We start from the raw sequence: 17,091 nt of genomic DNA, 5'->3' as shown, positions 1-17,091 counted from the left end.
TGCATCGGATCTCGCCTCAGGGCAGGATCCGCTGACCGACCACCGTATTGAGCCGGAGCATGCTCCGCCGGTGGCGGACCAGGGTGTCGCGGTACTGGCGGGCGGCCTCGTTGTATTCGCGCTGGGCGTTCAGATAGACGATCGCGGCCTCCTCGCCCTTGAGGTAGAGGCGATAGGCGTCGTCGCGGACCCGCGATGCCGCCGGCAACAGCTTGGTCTCGATCCGCTCCATCGCGGCCCGGGTCAAGTCGTACTCGCGCTGGGCCTGGCGGACCTCGCCGGCCACGGCCTGCTCGCGCTCGGCCAGCTCGACCTGCGACTGGGTGAAGTTGATCTTCGCCTTCTCGATATTCCCCTGGTTCCGGTCGAAGACCGGCAGCGGGACGGTGACGCCCAGGGCCCACGAATGGGCGCCCTTCAGACCGGAGGGCGAGTTGTTCTGGAAGGTGTAAGGCTGATAGAGCAGGTAGACGTCGGAGAGTCGGTTGGCCCGGGCGAGCCGGACTTCGGCCTCGGCCCGGGTGATACCCAGCCGGTAGGAAACGACGTCGGGGCGGCAGGTGAGGGCCGTCTGGATCAATTCATTGACCGGCGGCGGGGGCGGGAAGGAGTCGCGGATCGACCCGCGGATCTCCAGGGATTCCGCCTCCGGTCCGGGCATGTTCAGCAAGGTCCCGAGGGTCCGCTTGGTCGAGATCAGGCGCTCGCGGGCGTCCAGCAGCTCGATCTCGGACGCTTCGAGGATCGCCTCCAGCCGGCTCACCTCGGCGATGGTCCGGGTGCCCCCCTCGTACATCCGGCGGGTCCGGTCCAGCAGGACAGCCAACCCATCACGAGCGGTCTCGGCGAAGCGGATCGTCTCGCGGGCCGCAAGGACATCGGCGAACGCCGTGTACAGATTATCGATCTGGAGTCGGACGGCGTCCTGATACTGGGCCTCCAGGACCCGTTTGGCCCGGGTGGCCACCAGGGTCCGGGCCTTCCTCTTGTGCGTCACGTCCAGGGGCATGGTGACGTTGAGGTCATACTGGTTCTGGCCGCCGGGACGTTTGGCCGTATACGCCCCGTAAGGGATGAGCTGACTATCCGCATAGAGGAGGGGGTTGGCCCGGAGGCTGGCGGTCAGGATATCGGCCTGGGCCTGGGGGATCTCGTACGCCCGGGCCCTCAGGCCCAGATTATCCCGGATCAGGCGATCGATCGCCTGGTCGAGGGTCAACCCATCAGGCGGCCCCTCCGCTTCGAGGTCGGCCGGGACCGAGAGCGGGCCGAATAGCGGGACCTCGGCCAGGGGGAGGGCCGATGGCGGCGCGATCCCTTCCTGGATCGGGGCACCCCCGTTGGTGGTCCCCGGCCTGGTGATCGAAGTGGGCACGCGAGGCACCGAGGCGCCCGGTCGTCCCCCCAGGATTCCGCCCGATGCCCCGCCTGGACCGGCCCCTTGGAATAGGGCACCCGGCGATGGACCGAGGAGCGAGTCGTTGGTGGCGCCCCTCGCTCTTTGATTCGGCATCGCGGGCCCTTGACCTCGGGCCTCGACGAACCCAAACAAGGATATCCCCACCACCGACAATATGATCCATCGTGCCTGATGCGGCATCGGCCCATCCCTCCTGGTTCGGCCCGAGACTTCGCGTCTCGTTCGATTCCCGGTCCGGAAGACCGGCGCATTCCATGCAGCCTTCTTATCGGCCCAACCAGGGGGGGATGGTTCCCCGGAGAAACGCAAACGGAGGGCAGTCATCGCGACGATCGAAACAACCGGACCAACCCGGCCGACCCTCGGTTTCCGGCAATCCCGGATCTTCCGCGAGCACCTCCAGGCTCGGGGGCGGTCGGGCCCTGTTCGGATGAGTATTCGCGGAACTCCGAGCAATCGCCCGGGATCGACTCAGGCCGGACCGGGAGCCTCCGGGGGGGGCGCGAGGGCCGGGTCGCTCGGTGGTAAGGTCGGAGGTAGCGGCGAGTCGGGGGGTAACTCGGGCTTCGCCTCCTCGACCGGTGCGGGCGCGAGAGCGGGCGGGGGCTCGATCGGATCGAGCTGGGCCGCGGCCGGCTCCGGTCCCGGAGGAGCGGGGGCCTCCCGGACCTCGACCTGGAGGGCTCCCGCGATCGACTGCCAGCGGCCGAGCGCGGCCTCGACCTTCGCGAGCCGGGCCCGGAGGGCCTCCGCCTCCTCGTTCAGGGCCCGGATCGACTCGTCGGCCTCCTTGCGGTTGCGGTCGAGGAACGCCTCGACGACCTCCATCGGGTCGACCGGCCCGGCCAACTCCGAGGTCGGGCCGTTGACCTCGAGGACCAACGGATCATTCGACGACCGCCATCGTTTGGTCTCGACCGAGTTCAGCGGAGTCGGAGCGGGCGACATCGGCCGCTGGGCCAGGGTCGCGGCCGTCGCCAGGATCACGGCCGAGGCCCCGACCAGGCCGGCCATCCATCTCATTCGCATCCGCATGCGTCACCTCCCGAGAAGGTCCGAGTCGTCCATCCCTCGGTGCCCCGGACGATACCCTTCCCGGTGCACGCCCCGAGTTTAACCAGGACGGGCCAAAAACGCCTCGGCGAAATCCCGATCCAGTCCCGCTCGGATTCGATTTCAGATCCCTCCGGGGCATTGCTTCGATGGATGCCCTGGGCTAAGGTCTTTCTGACGGGAGTCCGGCCTCCGTCCCCCTCTCGGCTCGCGATAATGGGCCTGATTTCCCGCTTTTCCACGAAGAGAGACCGAGGGCTCGCATGTCGAACGCGTCGGGCACGCCCAAATTGAGCGAGATGGAATATCGGGTCGTCGGCCCGCTCGGGACCGGTGCGGGCAGCACCATCCTTCAGATTGCCGATCGGACGAGGGGCGGCAAGCGGTTCGCGCTCAAGGTCGTCAAGCGTCAGGACTCCGACGACGACGTCTACATCGCCCAGGCGCAGACCGAATACGCGGCCGCCCAGAAGCTCAACCACCCGGCCATCGCCCGGATCTACGACTGCCGCCTCAAACGATCGCTGCTGTTCAAGGTGACCGGCGTCGAGCTGCTGATGGAGTTCGTCGACGGCAAGACCCTCGACGAGGTCGAAGGCCCGACCATGCCCCAGCTCGTCCTGGCCTTCATCCAGGTCGCCAGCGCCCTGGTCCACATGCATCGCCGGGGGGTCTATCACGGCGACCTCAAGCCCTCGAACATCATGATTTCGAAGGACGGCAAGGTCAAGCTGATCGACTTCGGGACCGCCTGGCTCAAGGGGGAGGAGAAGAACCGGATCCAGGGGACCCCGCAGTACATGGCCCCCGAGCAGATGACCGAGAAGCTCGTCGACGAGCGGACCGACATCTACAACCTCGGCGCGACCATGTACCGGATGTTCACGGGTCGATACGCCAACCCGAGCAACGGCCCCCGGGTCGCCGACAGCGCCAAGGTCAAGCTCCCCACGCCGATCCAGGTCAACGCAGGGCTCCCCAGCAAGCTCAGCGACCTGATCATGAGCTGCATCCAGATCAGCCCCGAACGCCGACCCGAAGGGATGTTCGAGATCCAGCAGAAGCTCTCGGAGATCGCCCGATACCTCGGGCTGGAAGAAGTGGAATTGAAGCTCGAAGAGGACTGAGGCCCGCCCGGCCCCCCGAGACCCCCGAGGATCACCCCCATGCGTCCGCCACTCCGCACCCTCCGATCGATCGGGCTCATCCTGGGGGCGCTGGGGCTCCTGGCAGGGGCCGGGCCCGAGGACCAGGACTGGGTGGACCTTTCGAGCCTCGACGCCTGGAAGCCGCCGATCCAGGGCTGGGCGACCGCCGGATCGGCGAACCTCGACCCGGCGGACCCTCGGAAGCTCGCGACCGAGCCCGGATCGGACCTGATCCATAACGGTCCGATCGGCCGGGGCCGGAACCTGATCAGCAAGGAAGAGTTCGGCGACGTCGAGGTCCACCTCGAATTCCTGCTCCCGAAGGGCTCGAACTCGGGAGTGAAGTTCCAGGCGGTCTACGAGGTCCAGATCTTCGACAGCTACGGCTCGACCCGGAAGCCCACCGGTCGGGACAGCGGAGGGGTCTATCCTCGGTCGGAGGAGAAGCCGAAGTACCACCAGATCGACGACGGCTACGCCCCGCTGGCCAACGCCTGCAAACCGCCCGGAGAGTGGCAGGTCCTCGACGCGACCTTCCACGCCCCCCGGTTCGACGACAAGGGCCAGAAGATCGCCAACGCCCGGATCTCCGCCACCCTGAACGGCCAGAAGGTCCAGGACAACCTGGAGGTCCCCACCCCCACCGGCTCCGCCTGGCACGACGCCCCGAAGCCCACCGGCCCGCTCCTGATCCAGGCCGATCACGGCCCGATCGCCTTCCGGAGCATCAAGGCCCGCCGACTGGATTCGAAGCCCTGAACCACTCGCTTGAGGCTGACTGAGACGTCGCGGGTGGGTTCGTTCCGTCGTCGAGAATGGGTTCGTTCCGCCGCCCAGAGTGGGTTCGTTCTGACTCCGAATGATGGGTTCGTTCCCCCGTCGAGAATGGCTTCGTTCGGTCATTCGATCTCGCCTCTCGTCTCCCAGAGTCGGGCTGCGGATCATCGAAAACAAAAAAGCGGCATAGGTTTGCGTCATGACGATCAAACCGAAGAATTCGCGAGAGCAACAGACCTCGAGGGCGATCGACCGGCCAAGATGGGTTCGTTCCCGGCCCGAGTAGTGGCTCATTCTGGCGGGCGAGTCTCGCCCGGTCCGGGGCATGCGCCTCTCTTTCGCCAGAGTGTGTCCATCGGACGCGATCGGCCCAAAATCCTTCCCTGATATCTTCGCGTACATCGATCCTGAGCTAACACACAAAACCGAGGGAACTGCAAGCCGCCCCTTCGACGGCATCCAACCAGTCCATGCAGACTCGACCCCCGGCGAACTCCGTCGAGCTGGGTGAAGTTCCTGGAATCGACAGGCGAAAACGACCGTCTGAGAGCGGCCGAGGCAGGAAGTCCGGCCGACTCGACGAGGGGAGAATTATTCGAGATCGAATTTACTTCGACCGAGAAACCAGAATCTTAGCCTGACCCCAGGCGGCCCTTTGACACCTAGGCGGCCACGGTTCGATTCCTGGGCATGAAACCGATGGGTTATCATGCTTTTGAAATCTCCCAATCCTGCTAGACTGAAGTGAGCGGCCGTCGAGCCAGAACGCGGCGACCGATCTCCTCCCCGAATCCTGATGGGTCGAAACCACTCCGATGGCGGATAGAGGCCGGATTGAGCCGCTCCGGCGCTCGCGGAAGGAAATGCGTCCATGGATCTCATACTGGGAATCTTCACGGGAGCATCGGTGCTGGCGTCTACGCTGGTCGCCATATGGATGATCGGCGCGATTTACTACGACGCGTGCGGCGGAGCCGCGTGGGGCCGCTGGGTCGTGATGGTCTGGGCCTTTGCGGTGATCGCGATGTTCGCGGCCTGGCGGCCCCTCTGGCAGCCGGCCGTCGCCCTGGTCGGGATGGAGTTGCTCTTCCTCGCCTGGTGGTTCCGACTGAAGCCGAGCAATGACCGCGACTGGGACCCGAGCATGGCCGTGCTGTCCCGGGCCGTGATCGACGGGGATGTGGTGACGATCGAAAACGTCCGCAACCTCGAATACCGCTCGATCGACGATTTCACGCCGCAGTACGAAACTCGCACATATCATCTCTCGAATATAAACGGAGTGGATGTCATTTTCTTCGACTGGGGGGACGGGCTCAGGGGGCATCCCGCCATGGTCTTCGACTTCGGGCCTGACGGACGCATCTGCATGTCGATCGAGGCCCGGATCACGAAGGGGCAGGGCTACTCCGTCTTTCGCAGTCTGTATCGACAGCAGGAGCTGATGTTCGTCGCCGCGGACGAGAGGGACGTCATCCTTCGTCGCACGAAATATAGCGAACGTCAATGGGCGTACCTCTACCGCATCAATTCGAACCTCGAGGAGTTGACGAGCCTGTTCCTCGATTACGTGAATACGATCAATCAATTGCATGAGACCCCGCGCTGGTACCACGTCCTATTCACCAATTGCACGACGTCCTTCTACAAGCTTCCCAGCACGAAGGTCCGCTGGGACTGGCGCGTCATCGCCAACGCCCGCCTGGATCGGATCCTTTATCGGGACGGTCGATTGGACCGGACTCTACCCTTCCGGGAACTCCGCCGACTCGCCTACCTCAACGACATTGCGAACGCGGCCCCGGCGACGGGGTTCGGGGACCATATCCGCCGCGAGCTCGAAAGGCGCCGCCATGAACGATGAGATCATTCCGCTCCTGAAGGTGCACGATTACTTTCGGGGTGCGTCCGATGAGACTCTCGGGGAAGTCGCGAGGCTCGGACGGGTCGCGCAGTATCCGGCCGGGAGCGTCGTCCACGAGGCGGACGTGGTGCTCACCACGGTGGGCTTCGTCCTGCGCGGGCGGCTCAAGGCCGTGCGGGTCGGCGCCGGCGGAACGGAGTCGCTGTTCCGCATGATCGAACGCGGCGAACAGTTCGGGCTGATGGTCGGCGCGCTGGGCGAATCGGTGCCGATCCGCGTCGTCGCCCTGGAGCCCTCGACGATCCTGAGGCTGGATTACGAGGAGGCCCTCGAGCTGAGTTTCACCAGGCCGGAATTGCGTCGCCTATGGCTGAAGACGTACGCGGGAAGCCTGCGAAAGTTCTTCTTCGGCGCCGCCCCCAAGCGATCGGCGATGATGCTGGCGCTGATTCACGATTCGCCCGCGACGCGCCCGGCGGCCGATCGCCTCATCGGGCGCCTGTCCGAAGTCGGCGAGCAGATCGGCGTCCTGAGCGATTCGGACCGGCACCTGGATTTGCCGAGGGTGAGGTTCCGGCCGCTCCGCGAGGGCGGTCGAGATTTGACGTCCCAGGAGATACGGGAGCAGGTCGCCCGCTGGCAGGACGCCAATCGAATCATTTTCGACGTCCACACCTACCTGACGCCGGAACGGCTGGCTCAGCTCATGGAGCTCGTCGACCACGCCGTCTATTTCATCCCGGCCAGCTCAGCAGAAGCCGCCGTCCGCCGGCTGCAGGCGATCGATGTGGCGGCCCGGGGCTGGCGCGACAAGATTCGTGTCGCCTGGATGCTCCAGGGCGACCGCCCCGTGGTCCCCGTCGTCCCAAATCTTGCCGATCTGGCCTGCCGCGACTTCAAGATCCACGAGACGCCGCCGGGACTGCCCTGGGGCCGGTCGCTGGTCAACGGCCTGGAGCGACTGGTCCACGACCTCCGCGGCGTCCGCGTGGGCCTGGCGCTCGGAGGCGGGGCCGCCCGCGGCCTGGCACACCTGGGGGCGCTCAAGGCCCTCGAGCGAAACGGCATCGTCGTCGACATGATCGCCGGCACCAGCGCCGGCGCGATGACGGGCATCATGTACTCCGCCGGCCTGGACCCAGACTACATTGCCGAAGCGTTCTCCCAAGACCTTCTCCCCTCCTGGATCTTTCGGCAACTGCCGCAGGGAACCTACTGGCACCTCGTCCACAAGTATCGCACCGGGCAGTTCGACCCGATGCTGCGGAAATACCTGCACGACTGGAGGCTCGAGCAACTCGCCATCCCCTGCTTCTCCGTCACGGTCGACCTGGTGAGCGGCAACTCGATCGTTCGCGAGCGCGGCGATGCCGTCCACGCGATCCTCGAGAGCATCAACGTGCCCGTGCTCTCCGTGCCGATCGTCCGCGACGGCCAGGCGCTGATCGACGGCGGGCTGGTCAACAACATCCCTGCGAATGTGCTGGTGTCGATGGGCTGCAATTTCGTGATCGCCGGCAGCGTGTCGGCGAAGCTCGAGGCGAGCTTCTGCGACATTCATCCCGAGAGGACGACTCTGACCCGGAAGAGGCCGGGAATCTTCCCGACGATTCTGCGTAGCCTGCTCGTTCAGAACTACAACCTGAACGCCTTCGGTGTTCAGCCGGCCGACGTGGTCATCGAGCCGGACGTGACCGGCATCGACCCCTCGGAGTTCATGAGGGCGAAGGAACTCGCCGCCATCGGCGAAGCGGCGGCACTGGAACAAGTCCCGAAGATCCAGCGGCTATTGAATCGGCTCGACCCTCAACTCTTCAAGTCGCCCCCCGACACAGATGAGCCCACGCCGCCGTGACCGGCAGTGACCCTGCCCCCTCAACAAGCAACGCTTGGAGAAAACCCGCGACGAGGAAGGGAGGTTTGACATGCAGGTCGACCGTACGAAGCCAGCTACCAAGGCAATCCCGAAGGAGAGGTACTTCGAGGAGGAATAGGGTCGATACGGGCCTATATTCCTCAGAAGTCCCGCCTGCGAGGCTCTCGACTAAGTTCTGTCCGGTCGGCTCGACCGCAGGGCCGGGGCGTTACCAGAGCGACTCCCCGGCTCGACCAGTCGCCCTACCTGACGTTACACCTGCCACCGGAGCGGTGACTGGCCGCGGTACCATGATCGAACCGTCGCCGACTCAGCCGCCCATGAACCCTCAGCTTCCGTCCGGGGCGCCCCCGCAGACTGATCGGAGGATTTGTAGGCCCTCAGGGAAAATGGGTGTCATCTCAAGGGAAAATCGCACCCAACATTCCGCATTCTTACAGCGATTTTCTTTGCCGGCAGGTCAGACATAGCCATCCTTCTCTCGTAGCCGGTCACGTGCCCTTCGGGGTTGGTCGGCGTAGTCTGCCTGGAGCGGGGCGACCAACTTCTTTTGGAGCACGCCATGCAAATGCCATAGGGATAGCACTTCGGCCGGGTCATCCACGCCGAATCTTTCGGTCTCGTCGTAGCGGGAGAGCAACTCGAATAACACGAGGGCCTCATCTTGCGACAATACCAGGTGTACCGGCTCGTCCTCCATGCCGCTCCTCCGCTAACTTTCCAGCATTGAGTTCCGATATGTGGAGATCGACTACGGATTTTCTGACGCCGATTTTTTGGGGCGGGCCATGGAAGAAAAGCCCAGGGATCAGGGCTTCATCCCCGGGATTTTCTCGATGATCTTGGTCATGACCCCGAGTTTTTCGTTCATCTCGGTCATCAGGGCGTTGCTGCGCATCATGTTCTGGTTCGTCGTGTTCATCTGGACCAGCGTCTTCTCCATGTTGTCGATCGTCTTCGTCATGTTGGAGTTCGACTGGTCGATCCTCTCATTCGACCGCCCCATCGCCTCGATCGACTTCGTGACGACATCGATGCTGGCGGTCACCTGGCGACTCGAATCGCCGATTAGCCGGTTCGACTCGACCATCAGGGCCTGGGTATCGGCCATCTGCTTGCTCGACTCGACGATCAGCCGGTTCGACTCGACCATCAGGGCCTGGGTGTCGGCCATCTGCTTGCTCGTGGTGGCGAGCTGACCGTTGGTGCTGGCCAGCAGCGTGTTCGCCGTGTCGAGTTCGGCGATGGTCGTGTCGACACGCCTCAGGATGCTGCAGCCGGAGAGCAAGATGGCGAAGAGCGCCGGGATGATGAGCCGGGGCATCCGAAGGTCCCTGTATCGGTATCGGTTTGCGCGACGATTACAGTGCTCATCGGCTCCGGCGTCGGCTCTCTACGTCCCATTCTTCCTTTTGAAACCCCCAGCCTGAGGCTTGCGACGCCTGATCGGATTTGCCCGGCATTGCGGGTCGGTCGACCTGCGAAGGTCCTGACCCGAGACCAACTCCGGGGCGCAGGTCGTCGTGGGGAGCGAGCACGAGAGCCAGGGGTCGGATTGGGTTCCTGGTATCTCGATCGCCGATCCCGGCTGGCCTGGAACCCGGCCTGTCCCTCGGGCAGGAACGCCCATTTCCGCTCCCCTCGACAATAAATCGCCCCCTGGCGAGAATACCCCCTGATGTGGTGACATCGGCCCCTTCTCCCAGCTTGGAGGACAGATGGTTCAAACGAATGGCTTTGTTCAATTCCTCACGGGCATCCCCTGGTTCGCGTGGATCGCCATCGTGGCCATCGTCTGCGGTTCGATCTCGGCGATCATCGCCCAGTGCCAGCGGCACTTCGAGCGCATGGCGATGATCCAGCACGGGATGAACCCGGACGACAAGACGGCGATCAAGCCGGAGAAGTGGCAGGATGCCGAGGTTTGAATGCGAGACTCCTCCTCGTTACGGGGCCCAGTCCCCAGGCTCGGGCTCTGCAACGGGTGGCCGGGGGGGCTCATTCCGGGTGTCACCTATCGGCATCCGAATTTCCGTAGCCTCCTCCTGTCTTTTCCCCGCTCGATCCGAGGTCCGCTGACGTCTCCTGCGGGAGCATCGGATCGTTCAGGATCGCGTAAAGCCATCCTGCCAGGGCACCCATCTGGGCGATGATCAAGACGGCATACGGGGACATCGTCACCGGCATGGGCCCGGCCGACTGGGAGGCCCAGATCGCCAGTCCGACCAGGCCACCGATCAGACCTCCCGTGAGGGGGCGCCAGAGGACGGTTCGCGACTCGCCCCACGCCTTCCGCCTGATCCCCAAGGGCATGACGATCATGAAGGAGAGGCAGATCGACAGGGTTGCACTTCCGCCCGTGGCATTCCACGGGCTCAGCGTGACGACCCTATTCCGAATGCGTTGGGTCACCCTCGGGACCCAGACGCCATCGACCAGCGTTGGCTGGGCCGTCCTGGCCGTTTCATCGCACGAGGCCCAGACCCCGAGCGCGGCAAGGCCGGCGAAGAGACACCACATCCACGGGGACAGCATCCGAAGAAACTGTCCCCGGGCGGATTGGGCCTGTTGTGGGTCTGTCATCCTCGTCCCGCTATCGGAGTAGTTCTCACCGCATAAGTTCGAGCAAGACGAGAAACCGACGGAAGGAGGGGCGACCACATCGTCGCCCCGCCCTCGATTTAGCGAGCGGCCCCGGCGCGGGCCTGCTCGATCTTCCTGGCCGCCGCCTTCAAGGCCGACTCGATCTCGTCGATCTGGGACGGGGTCAGCTTGCGGGCCGCCTTCCGGAGCATGGCGGTGAAATGCCCGATCTCCTCGGGGGTGACCGGGTATCCGACATTCCCCTTGGGCCCGTCCGAGGTGACGATCGCCTTGCCCTTGGCGTCGGTGAACACGAACCAGGGAATGCCGCCCGACTGGCCGTCGTTGTATTTCGCGAGGATCTCGTCGGCGCCGGTCATCCGCGAGAGGTCCAGCTTCACGTCCACGAATTCCGACCCTATGATCGGGGCAATATCCTCTCGGGCGAGGAAGCCATCCAGCTTGTGGCACCACCCGCAGGTCGGCGAGCCGAAGTGGAGGAAGACCAGCTTGTCCTCGCTCGACGCCCTCGCCAGGCCCTCCTCGAAGACCTTCGAAGCCACGGCCTTGGTGGGAGCCCACTCGTCCAGGAAAGCCTTCACCTTGGCCGGATCGTGGTGGTCGCCCACTTCCAGGGGATCGGTCCGCTGGGAGGTGAGGACGCGACCGTCGCCATCCATCACCGACAGGAAGGGGAAGCCGACTCCCTTCTTGAGTTCCTCGGCGGACAGGGCCGACTTGCACTTTTCGAGGAGGTCTTCGGAATTCGGCGACTCGATGTCGACCATCACCAGGACGTAATCGTCGGAGAGCCGCTCGCGGATCGCCTGATCCGAGGCGAAGAGCCCGTGGAGCTTGTGGCACCAGCCGCACCCGTTGAACCCGAACATGACCAGGACCCGTCGGGCGTCCCGATGAGCCAGCTTGGTCGCGGTCTTGATCTGGACATCGGCGTCGGCCTTCGAGTCATAGAGTGCGGGGCGAGTGGCCTTCTTGGCAGGCGCCTCCGGCTCCTGGGCGATCGAGAGGGCGGGTGTCGCCAGCAACAAAGCGGCGAAGGTGGGCAGAATGGCTCTCAGCATGGGAGTGGCCTCCGTGGGATGTGGTGAAGACGAGGCCAATCTAGCCTCGCCACGACCACGCCTCAACGAAATTCTTCGTTGGAGCCCGAGGGCGACTCCTGGGGATGATTTCTCCGGGGCAGCCTACCTTTCCGATTGGCATGCCCTCGCGGAGCATGAGCATGATTCCAGGACGATTCATGCTCATGCTCCGCGTGAGCATGCCAACTACCACCTACGTCAGGAAACCTCGAGCAATTCATGGCGGAACATCGGCTGAGCGTTTCAGGGGTTGGGGGCAAGCTCAGTTGGGGCGACCCTGGCCACGCTGCGGGCCCTGGAATGGCTTCGGCGCCGCGGCTATCAGGCGGCGGAACGGCTCCTGGGTCCCGCCCACGGAGCCCCTGGTGAACAGATCCGACCATGACGCGGGCCGCTGGTTGTCCGCGAAGAGTTTGGCCTTCCCGGTCTGCCGGACCTTGCCCTGGCGGTCGCGGACGGTGGATTGGTTCGTCACGATTACGTTCAGGGGATAGCCGGGCAGGTTTTGCGGGGCCTTGTTGAAGGCCAGCCCGGTCGATCCGCCGACCGTGTTGTCCAGCACGTAGGTCGGTGAGGCGACGGTCCCGGCCTGGTCGACGTTGACCCCGACCTGGACATTCCGGATCTCGTTCCGGTAGATCCGACCGCCCTTGATCTGCCAGGCCTGGACGTCGACCCCGTTTTCGGGCGGGTTGCCGAACGGGCCGACTCCGATCATGAGCCCGTAAGGGATCTGTCGGAGACGCGTCGAGGTCCCCGGGATCGTGGCGGCCCCCGCGTTCCCGTCGATCAGATTATGATGAACGAGCAGCGTCGTCCGGGGATTCTGCAACCTGCCGTTCCCGAAGGAACCATCGCCGTACAATTCGAGGCCCACGCCATAGCTCATGGAGCGAAATTGGCGGATGACGTTGTAGGCCACCTCACCGGTCATCGTCCGGCCTGCGCTCGTCTGCACCACGATGCCCAGGATCGTCGAGTCATAGACGCGATTCCGCTTGATCTCGACGCGGACGTCGCGCGTCTCCGCCCGAACCTCGAGCGTGTTCGTCGCGAAGTTGGAGCCGTTGTACTCCGGCCCGCTCGGGCCGATCGAGGATTCGCCGTTTTCGAGCAGGAGATTGTCGTCGATCTTCAGATTGGTGCAGTCCACGAAGATATGCGCGTACGGATCCCAGCCCCGGCCGACCGCGTGGAATGAGACGCTATCGGTGAAGGAAGAGTTGTCCGTCCTCCGCATGTTGAGGTTGCTGCAGTTCATCTGGTCGTTGCTGAACCGGTCCGTGCCGCGGTTTACCCCGTTGCCGTCGAGGGCGATGTGCCGAATATGGACGCCGGAGAGGGTGTCCTGTCCCTCCGGCGGCCGGACGATGAGCAGGCCCTTGTCCTGGTCCCTCGGGGGATAGAAGAAGCCGAAGACGAGCGACGGGCTCGCCTTCAGCGTCGCGTATCCGGCGAGGTCGAGACTTCCTCCGGCCAGAGGATCGGCCGATTGCCTCAGACCGGATGAACCTCGGGTCGTCAGCGTCATAGGCTTGGATATAACGATTGGCTTGCTAACCAGATACGTACCCCGAGGGAGTTCCAGCGTACCGTTGACCGGAGTCAAATCGATCAGGGCCTGGATCTGGGCGGTGGCATCTTCGAGTCCGGTCCCAAGCCCTCCCGGAAACGCCCCGGGCCGCAACACCACGGGTCGACCCGCCGCCATGACATGGACCGACGATCGCCCGGACAAGACCTTCGCCCCCCCTCGGACATCGATCCCGCCCCATAGCGCATGAGTCACAGGCCCGGTCGACAAGAGGGCACGCCCTTCCAGTAACTCGGGTCGTGGACGATACCGGCGATCTCGCCTCCCCGGCGCCTTCAGCATGACCGGCATTATTCTCGACATTTTTGCTTTTCCCCGGGAAGCCGCCATCCGGACCGCATTGATCGGCCTCTAATGATTTGCAACCAAATAATGCAATGCTCTATCGTTTCACACAAATGTATTATAATCAATTCGATAAATGCGTGCCGTCTTCCGGTTCGATGACCATCACACCGATGGGCAGGCCCACCTGTCCGAGTTGAGCAGTTGGCCGAGCGTGCTGACATGCACCTCGTACCCCTAAATGGGCATCTGAGCTCTTCCCGGCTTCGACAATTAAAGAGGCACCATGGCGACAAGGCCCGTTTATTATTCCCAGACCACCTGTTCTCCCTCGACATCGTCCATTTTTCTCACTTCTTGACGTCAAAGAGGTAAAATTGATTGTTTTTTGATTACTCAAGCAACGTTCCTGGGCCAGGTATCACTTTCAAAGCGTTTGCTCCTGGTTTCCGAGGCGAGAGGCGTTGAGTGCGTCTGAAAACCAAGTCCTAATAATTTAGCCCTCGAACTACATCGCGAGCGGTCGTAGAATTGGCCCCCATGAGCACCGACCCAGGCACCTCGATGCGCAAGGCGCCGAATCGGCGACTCCGGGCGATGCTGGTTTTCATCGCGCTGACACTCGGCCTCTATGGTTTCGTCCGACTTGATCGTTCGACGGCCGAACGACTCGGCCCCGTGGCGGAAGGCCTCCACCATCTCTTCAACCAGGTGCCCGGGGAACCCCCTCGGTTCACGCCAGCGGCCCGGCTCCTTGCCGACGACGTCAAGGCACTCGGCGGCGATCCCGGAGTGAACGTGACGAAGCCGGGATACTTCGGGACCTTCGGGCAGGAGGAGTGGTTCAACGTCACCTTCCACAACCCGGAGTTCGACGACTCGGCCCTGGCCAGGCTCGCGGAGGCCCATGGTAGCCAGATCGGAGGGCTCTATCTGGAGAACACGGCGGTCACCGACGCCGGCCTGAAGAGCCTGGGCAAATTCACCAACCTCCGGCACCTCTCCATCCGCAATTACCAGATTCGAGGCCAGAAACGTAACCCGCCGATCACGGGTTCGGGGTTGGTTCATCTAAAGGGGTTGGATCACCTCTGGACCCTGTTCCTCAACGACATACCCATAACCGATTCCGACCTGCAATCGCTCGAAGGTCTGCCCGAGTTGATGGGCCTGTACCTCCAGAATACGGACATCCAGGGGTCAGGCCTGGCCGGGTTGAAGTCACTCTCCCGATTGCACATCCTCTATCTGGATGGCTGCAAGATCAGCGACGATGGTTTGATGGCCTTGTCGGGTGCAAAGGGGCTCCGGATCCTCTCGCTGAGGCAAGTTCCCCTTTCCGAGTCCGCCCTGCCGCATCTCAAGGCGATACCGGGGCTCGAAAAGCTGGATATCACCGGATGCGGGTTCCTCGATGAAGAGGTCGCCGACCTGCAGATGAGCAGTCCGAAATTGAGCATCGACAGGAAGTAAGCCGGACGCGCACCGAATATGGGATAGGCAGGGGACGGTCCCGACGATCGATTTCATCGTTCCTCGCGTGCGATTCGGATCGGCACTCGGGCCTGATTATTCGCGACAGCAAGTTATCATGGCTCGAAGGCTAGGTACCGTCGCGTACCCACTCCTCCGCGCCGAGGGGCTTTCCGCTCGAAGTATCGGTCTTCGTGCCCTTGAACGATCCCCGGCCGATGGTCCCGGTCATCTGCCAGTTGCGATCGTAGATCACCGTCACCGTATTGCCGGTGCGGCTCCATCGGCCCATCGTGCCGTGGGGCAGGTTGCTCCACCAGCTATCCAAGGTGCCATCCGGGTTGAAGCGATAAGTATGCTTGTCCGAGTCGATCGGATGCCAGATCCCTACCAGGTCTTGATAACCGACCGGGGCCGATGCCGTGGCGGCCACGAACCAGGCGAGAGCCACGGTCAGCCCGATCGGAATCAGGGCGGACAGCAAGTAAATCCGGGTCGAGCGCCATCGGGGAAAGGGCCCGCCGCAGAACGCGCGAAATCCGAGGATGAGAAAGCCGAGCGCGAGGCAAAAACCGGCGGAAGCCATGAGCGCGCCGAGGATCGCCAGGCCGACGAGATTGACCGCCCGAGGTTGCTCCGGCGGGGCCATGTTTCCCAAGGCCGTGCCAACCAGGGCGGCGATCAGGGCCCAGGCCCCGTACCAGACGAGGAGATAAGCCGAGAGAGCGGCGCCGATCAGGTGCAGAATGCCCGAAATCGTGTGCTTCTGTTCCATGACGATCGGCCTTGCGGGGTCCGGTGATCGGAACTTATTCGGTCCGTCGCCTCGATTATTGGGCGATCCCTCGATCGAGCTAAATCCGACACGATCGGGCCCATGGATCGTGTCGAGTGTGATCGATCGCGGTTCGGTCATGGCGACGACACCTCAATGCGACCAGTTCCCCACGCACCGATTTGTCGCGGGCAGCGTCCCGAGATCGACCCGAGATATGAACCTTGACGTCCCTCTGGCAAAGGCGTATTAATCTCCGGAGACTCTGATGGTGTTGTCCCTCTCCGGCGAGGTCCACCAAGCGAAGCACCTTCCGACCACCTCGGCTTTGAGCCGGGCCCACCGACTCCTCGGGTGTTACCGAGGGGGTTGGGGTGTTTTTCGCGTCTCAGGACGCGAGGTGATTTCGATGCGTCGGAACATCAGCCGGGTGGCGGCCTTTGCGGCGCTCAGCCTGTGCGCGATCGGATGCGATCTGGGCCCGGAGGCCCGGTACGTCTATCAGGACGGTGAGTACGGCGTGATCGGCATGCAGCGCAATTCCCCGCTGGGCCGGAAAGACTTCCGAGCGGAGGCCGAATATCTGATGGCCCTCCATTTCCCGGAGGGTTACGAGATCGTCCGCGCCGAGGAAGTGGTCGAAGGGGAACGGGTCTTCCAGGCCGCCCGGAAGCTGGAGCTGGACTCCGAGCCGGGGATCATGGCCCTGAATCAGATGCTCAAGCTGGGCAAGGTCGCCAAGAGCACGGCGATCGACCAGAAGGACACCGTCCACATCACCGAGAGCCGGATCATCTACCGGCGGAAGCCCGGCGGCCAGGCGGACGGGCATGACGGCTTCGCGGCGGTGGCGACGCTCACCCCAGAGTTCTACCTCGACCCCAATACGACGCTCCGCAAGATGGCCGCGGAGTCGAACCAACTCGCCAAGAAGGACGCCCCGGCCGGCGGCCCCAGGCCGGACGAGGCCAAACCCGCCCTCGCCAAGGCGGACGACAAGGAGGCGAAGGCCCCCGACAAGAAGGATCCCGAGGTCCAGAAGGCTTCGATGCCGTTCTCGAAGTAAACCCGGTCCTCGACCACTGGACGGGTCGGGGCGATTCATGGTCGGATATCCGGCCGGTCGTCCCCGATTGAACT

At 63.7% G+C, this 17,091-nt stretch carries 15 protein-coding genes; 7 read left to right on the top strand and 8 right to left on the bottom strand.

Annotation, left to right across the window (positions count from 1 at the left end):
• Positions 1 to 16: 16 nt before the first annotated feature.
• Positions 17 to 1,375, bottom strand: coding sequence for a TolC family protein (locus P12x_RS14930; RefSeq protein ID WP_435005095.1), 1,359 nt, complete (start codon positions 1,373 to 1,375; stop codon positions 17 to 19).
• A gap of 516 nt (positions 1,376 to 1,891) precedes the next feature.
• Positions 1,892 to 2,455 (bottom strand): hypothetical protein, encoded by a 564-nt coding sequence (locus tag P12x_RS14925; RefSeq protein WP_435005094.1) that lies wholly within the window; start codon positions 2,453 to 2,455, stop codon positions 1,892 to 1,894.
• A gap of 281 nt (positions 2,456 to 2,736) precedes the next feature.
• Between P12x_RS14925 and P12x_RS14920 the strand changes: the two genes are divergently transcribed.
• The 4 genes from P12x_RS14920 (at position 2,737) to P12x_RS14905 (ending at position 8,117) form a co-directional block, all read left to right on the top strand.
• A complete protein-coding gene (locus P12x_RS14920) occupies positions 2,737 to 3,600 on the top strand; it encodes a serine/threonine protein kinase (RefSeq protein ID WP_435005093.1) in 864 nt (287 codons plus the stop codon).
• A gap of 39 nt (positions 3,601 to 3,639) precedes the next feature.
• Entirely contained in the window at positions 3,640 to 4,380 is a 741-nt protein-coding gene (locus tag P12x_RS14915) for a 3-keto-disaccharide hydrolase (RefSeq protein ID WP_435005092.1), read from the top strand.
• An 889-nt stretch (positions 4,381 to 5,269) separates the two neighbouring features.
• Positions 5,270 to 6,262 carry a DUF4105 domain-containing protein gene (locus P12x_RS14910; protein ID WP_435005091.1) on the top strand — a complete coding sequence of 331 codons (993 nt, stop codon included), beginning with the start codon at positions 5,270 to 5,272 and terminating at the stop codon, positions 6,260 to 6,262.
• Complete coding sequence (locus P12x_RS14905) at positions 6,252 to 8,117, top strand: patatin-like phospholipase family protein (RefSeq protein ID WP_435005090.1); 1,866 nt, start codon at positions 6,252 to 6,254, stop codon at positions 8,115 to 8,117. Before P12x_RS14910 ends, P12x_RS14905 begins: the two co-directional genes overlap by 11 nt.
• A 481-nt stretch (positions 8,118 to 8,598) precedes the next feature.
• Here the strand turns inward: P12x_RS14905 and P12x_RS14900 are convergent, their stop codons facing one another.
• Together P12x_RS14900 and P12x_RS14895 are read right to left on the bottom strand one after the other, a co-directional pair.
• Positions 8,599 to 8,838: a hypothetical protein gene (locus P12x_RS14900; protein WP_435005089.1), complete on the bottom strand. Its 240-nt coding sequence runs from the start codon at positions 8,836 to 8,838 to the stop codon at positions 8,599 to 8,601.
• A gap of 108 nt (positions 8,839 to 8,946) precedes the next feature.
• On the bottom strand, positions 8,947 to 9,462 hold the full coding sequence (locus tag P12x_RS14895; RefSeq protein WP_435005088.1) for a hypothetical protein: 516 nt from the start codon (positions 9,460 to 9,462) through the stop codon (positions 8,947 to 8,949).
• Positions 9,463 to 9,856: 394 nt separating this feature from the next.
• Between P12x_RS14895 and P12x_RS14890 the strand changes: the two genes are divergently transcribed.
• Positions 9,857 to 10,066, top strand: a complete 210-nt coding sequence (locus P12x_RS14890; protein WP_435005087.1) for a hypothetical protein — start codon at positions 9,857 to 9,859, stop codon at positions 10,064 to 10,066.
• An 82-nt stretch (positions 10,067 to 10,148) separates the two neighbouring features.
• Here P12x_RS14890 and P12x_RS14885 read toward each other — a convergent pair whose 3' ends face one another.
• The 3 genes from P12x_RS14885 to P12x_RS14875 all read right to left on the bottom strand — a co-directional run bounded on the left by P12x_RS14885 (position 10,149) and on the right by P12x_RS14875 (position 13,562).
• Positions 10,149 to 10,658, bottom strand: coding sequence for a hypothetical protein (locus tag P12x_RS14885; protein WP_435005086.1), 510 nt, complete (start codon positions 10,656 to 10,658; stop codon positions 10,149 to 10,151).
• A 161-nt stretch (positions 10,659 to 10,819) separates the two neighbouring features.
• Entirely contained in the window at positions 10,820 to 11,803 is a 984-nt protein-coding gene (locus P12x_RS14880) for a DUF255 domain-containing protein (RefSeq protein ID WP_435005085.1), read from the bottom strand.
• Between the two features lie 283 nt (positions 11,804 to 12,086).
• The gene (locus P12x_RS14875; RefSeq protein ID WP_435005084.1) at positions 12,087 to 13,562 is read right to left on the bottom strand and encodes a hypothetical protein; all 1,476 of its coding nucleotides are present in this window, start codon (positions 13,560 to 13,562) and stop codon (positions 12,087 to 12,089) included.
• A gap of 681 nt (positions 13,563 to 14,243) precedes the next feature.
• Between P12x_RS14875 and P12x_RS14870 the strand changes: the two genes are divergently transcribed.
• Positions 14,244 to 15,176: a hypothetical protein gene (locus tag P12x_RS14870; protein WP_435005083.1), complete on the top strand. Its 933-nt coding sequence runs from the start codon at positions 14,244 to 14,246 to the stop codon at positions 15,174 to 15,176.
• A gap of 130 nt (positions 15,177 to 15,306) precedes the next feature.
• Here P12x_RS14870 and P12x_RS14865 read toward each other — a convergent pair whose 3' ends face one another.
• Positions 15,307 to 15,951, bottom strand: coding sequence for a hypothetical protein (locus tag P12x_RS14865; RefSeq protein ID WP_435005082.1), 645 nt, complete (start codon positions 15,949 to 15,951; stop codon positions 15,307 to 15,309).
• A gap of 409 nt (positions 15,952 to 16,360) precedes the next feature.
• Here P12x_RS14865 and P12x_RS14860 point away from each other — a divergent pair, with 409 nt between their 5' ends.
• On the top strand, positions 16,361 to 17,017 hold the full coding sequence (locus tag P12x_RS14860; protein ID WP_435005081.1) for a hypothetical protein: 657 nt from the start codon (positions 16,361 to 16,363) through the stop codon (positions 17,015 to 17,017).
• Positions 17,018 to 17,091 lie beyond the last annotated feature (74 nt).

It is taken from the genome of Tundrisphaera lichenicola (assembly GCF_051175385.1).
Lineage (GTDB): Bacteria > Planctomycetota > Planctomycetia > Isosphaerales > Isosphaeraceae > Tundrisphaera > Tundrisphaera lichenicola.
Note: the sequence above shows the minus strand (reverse complement) of the source record. Positions and strands in the feature narration are given on the sequence as shown.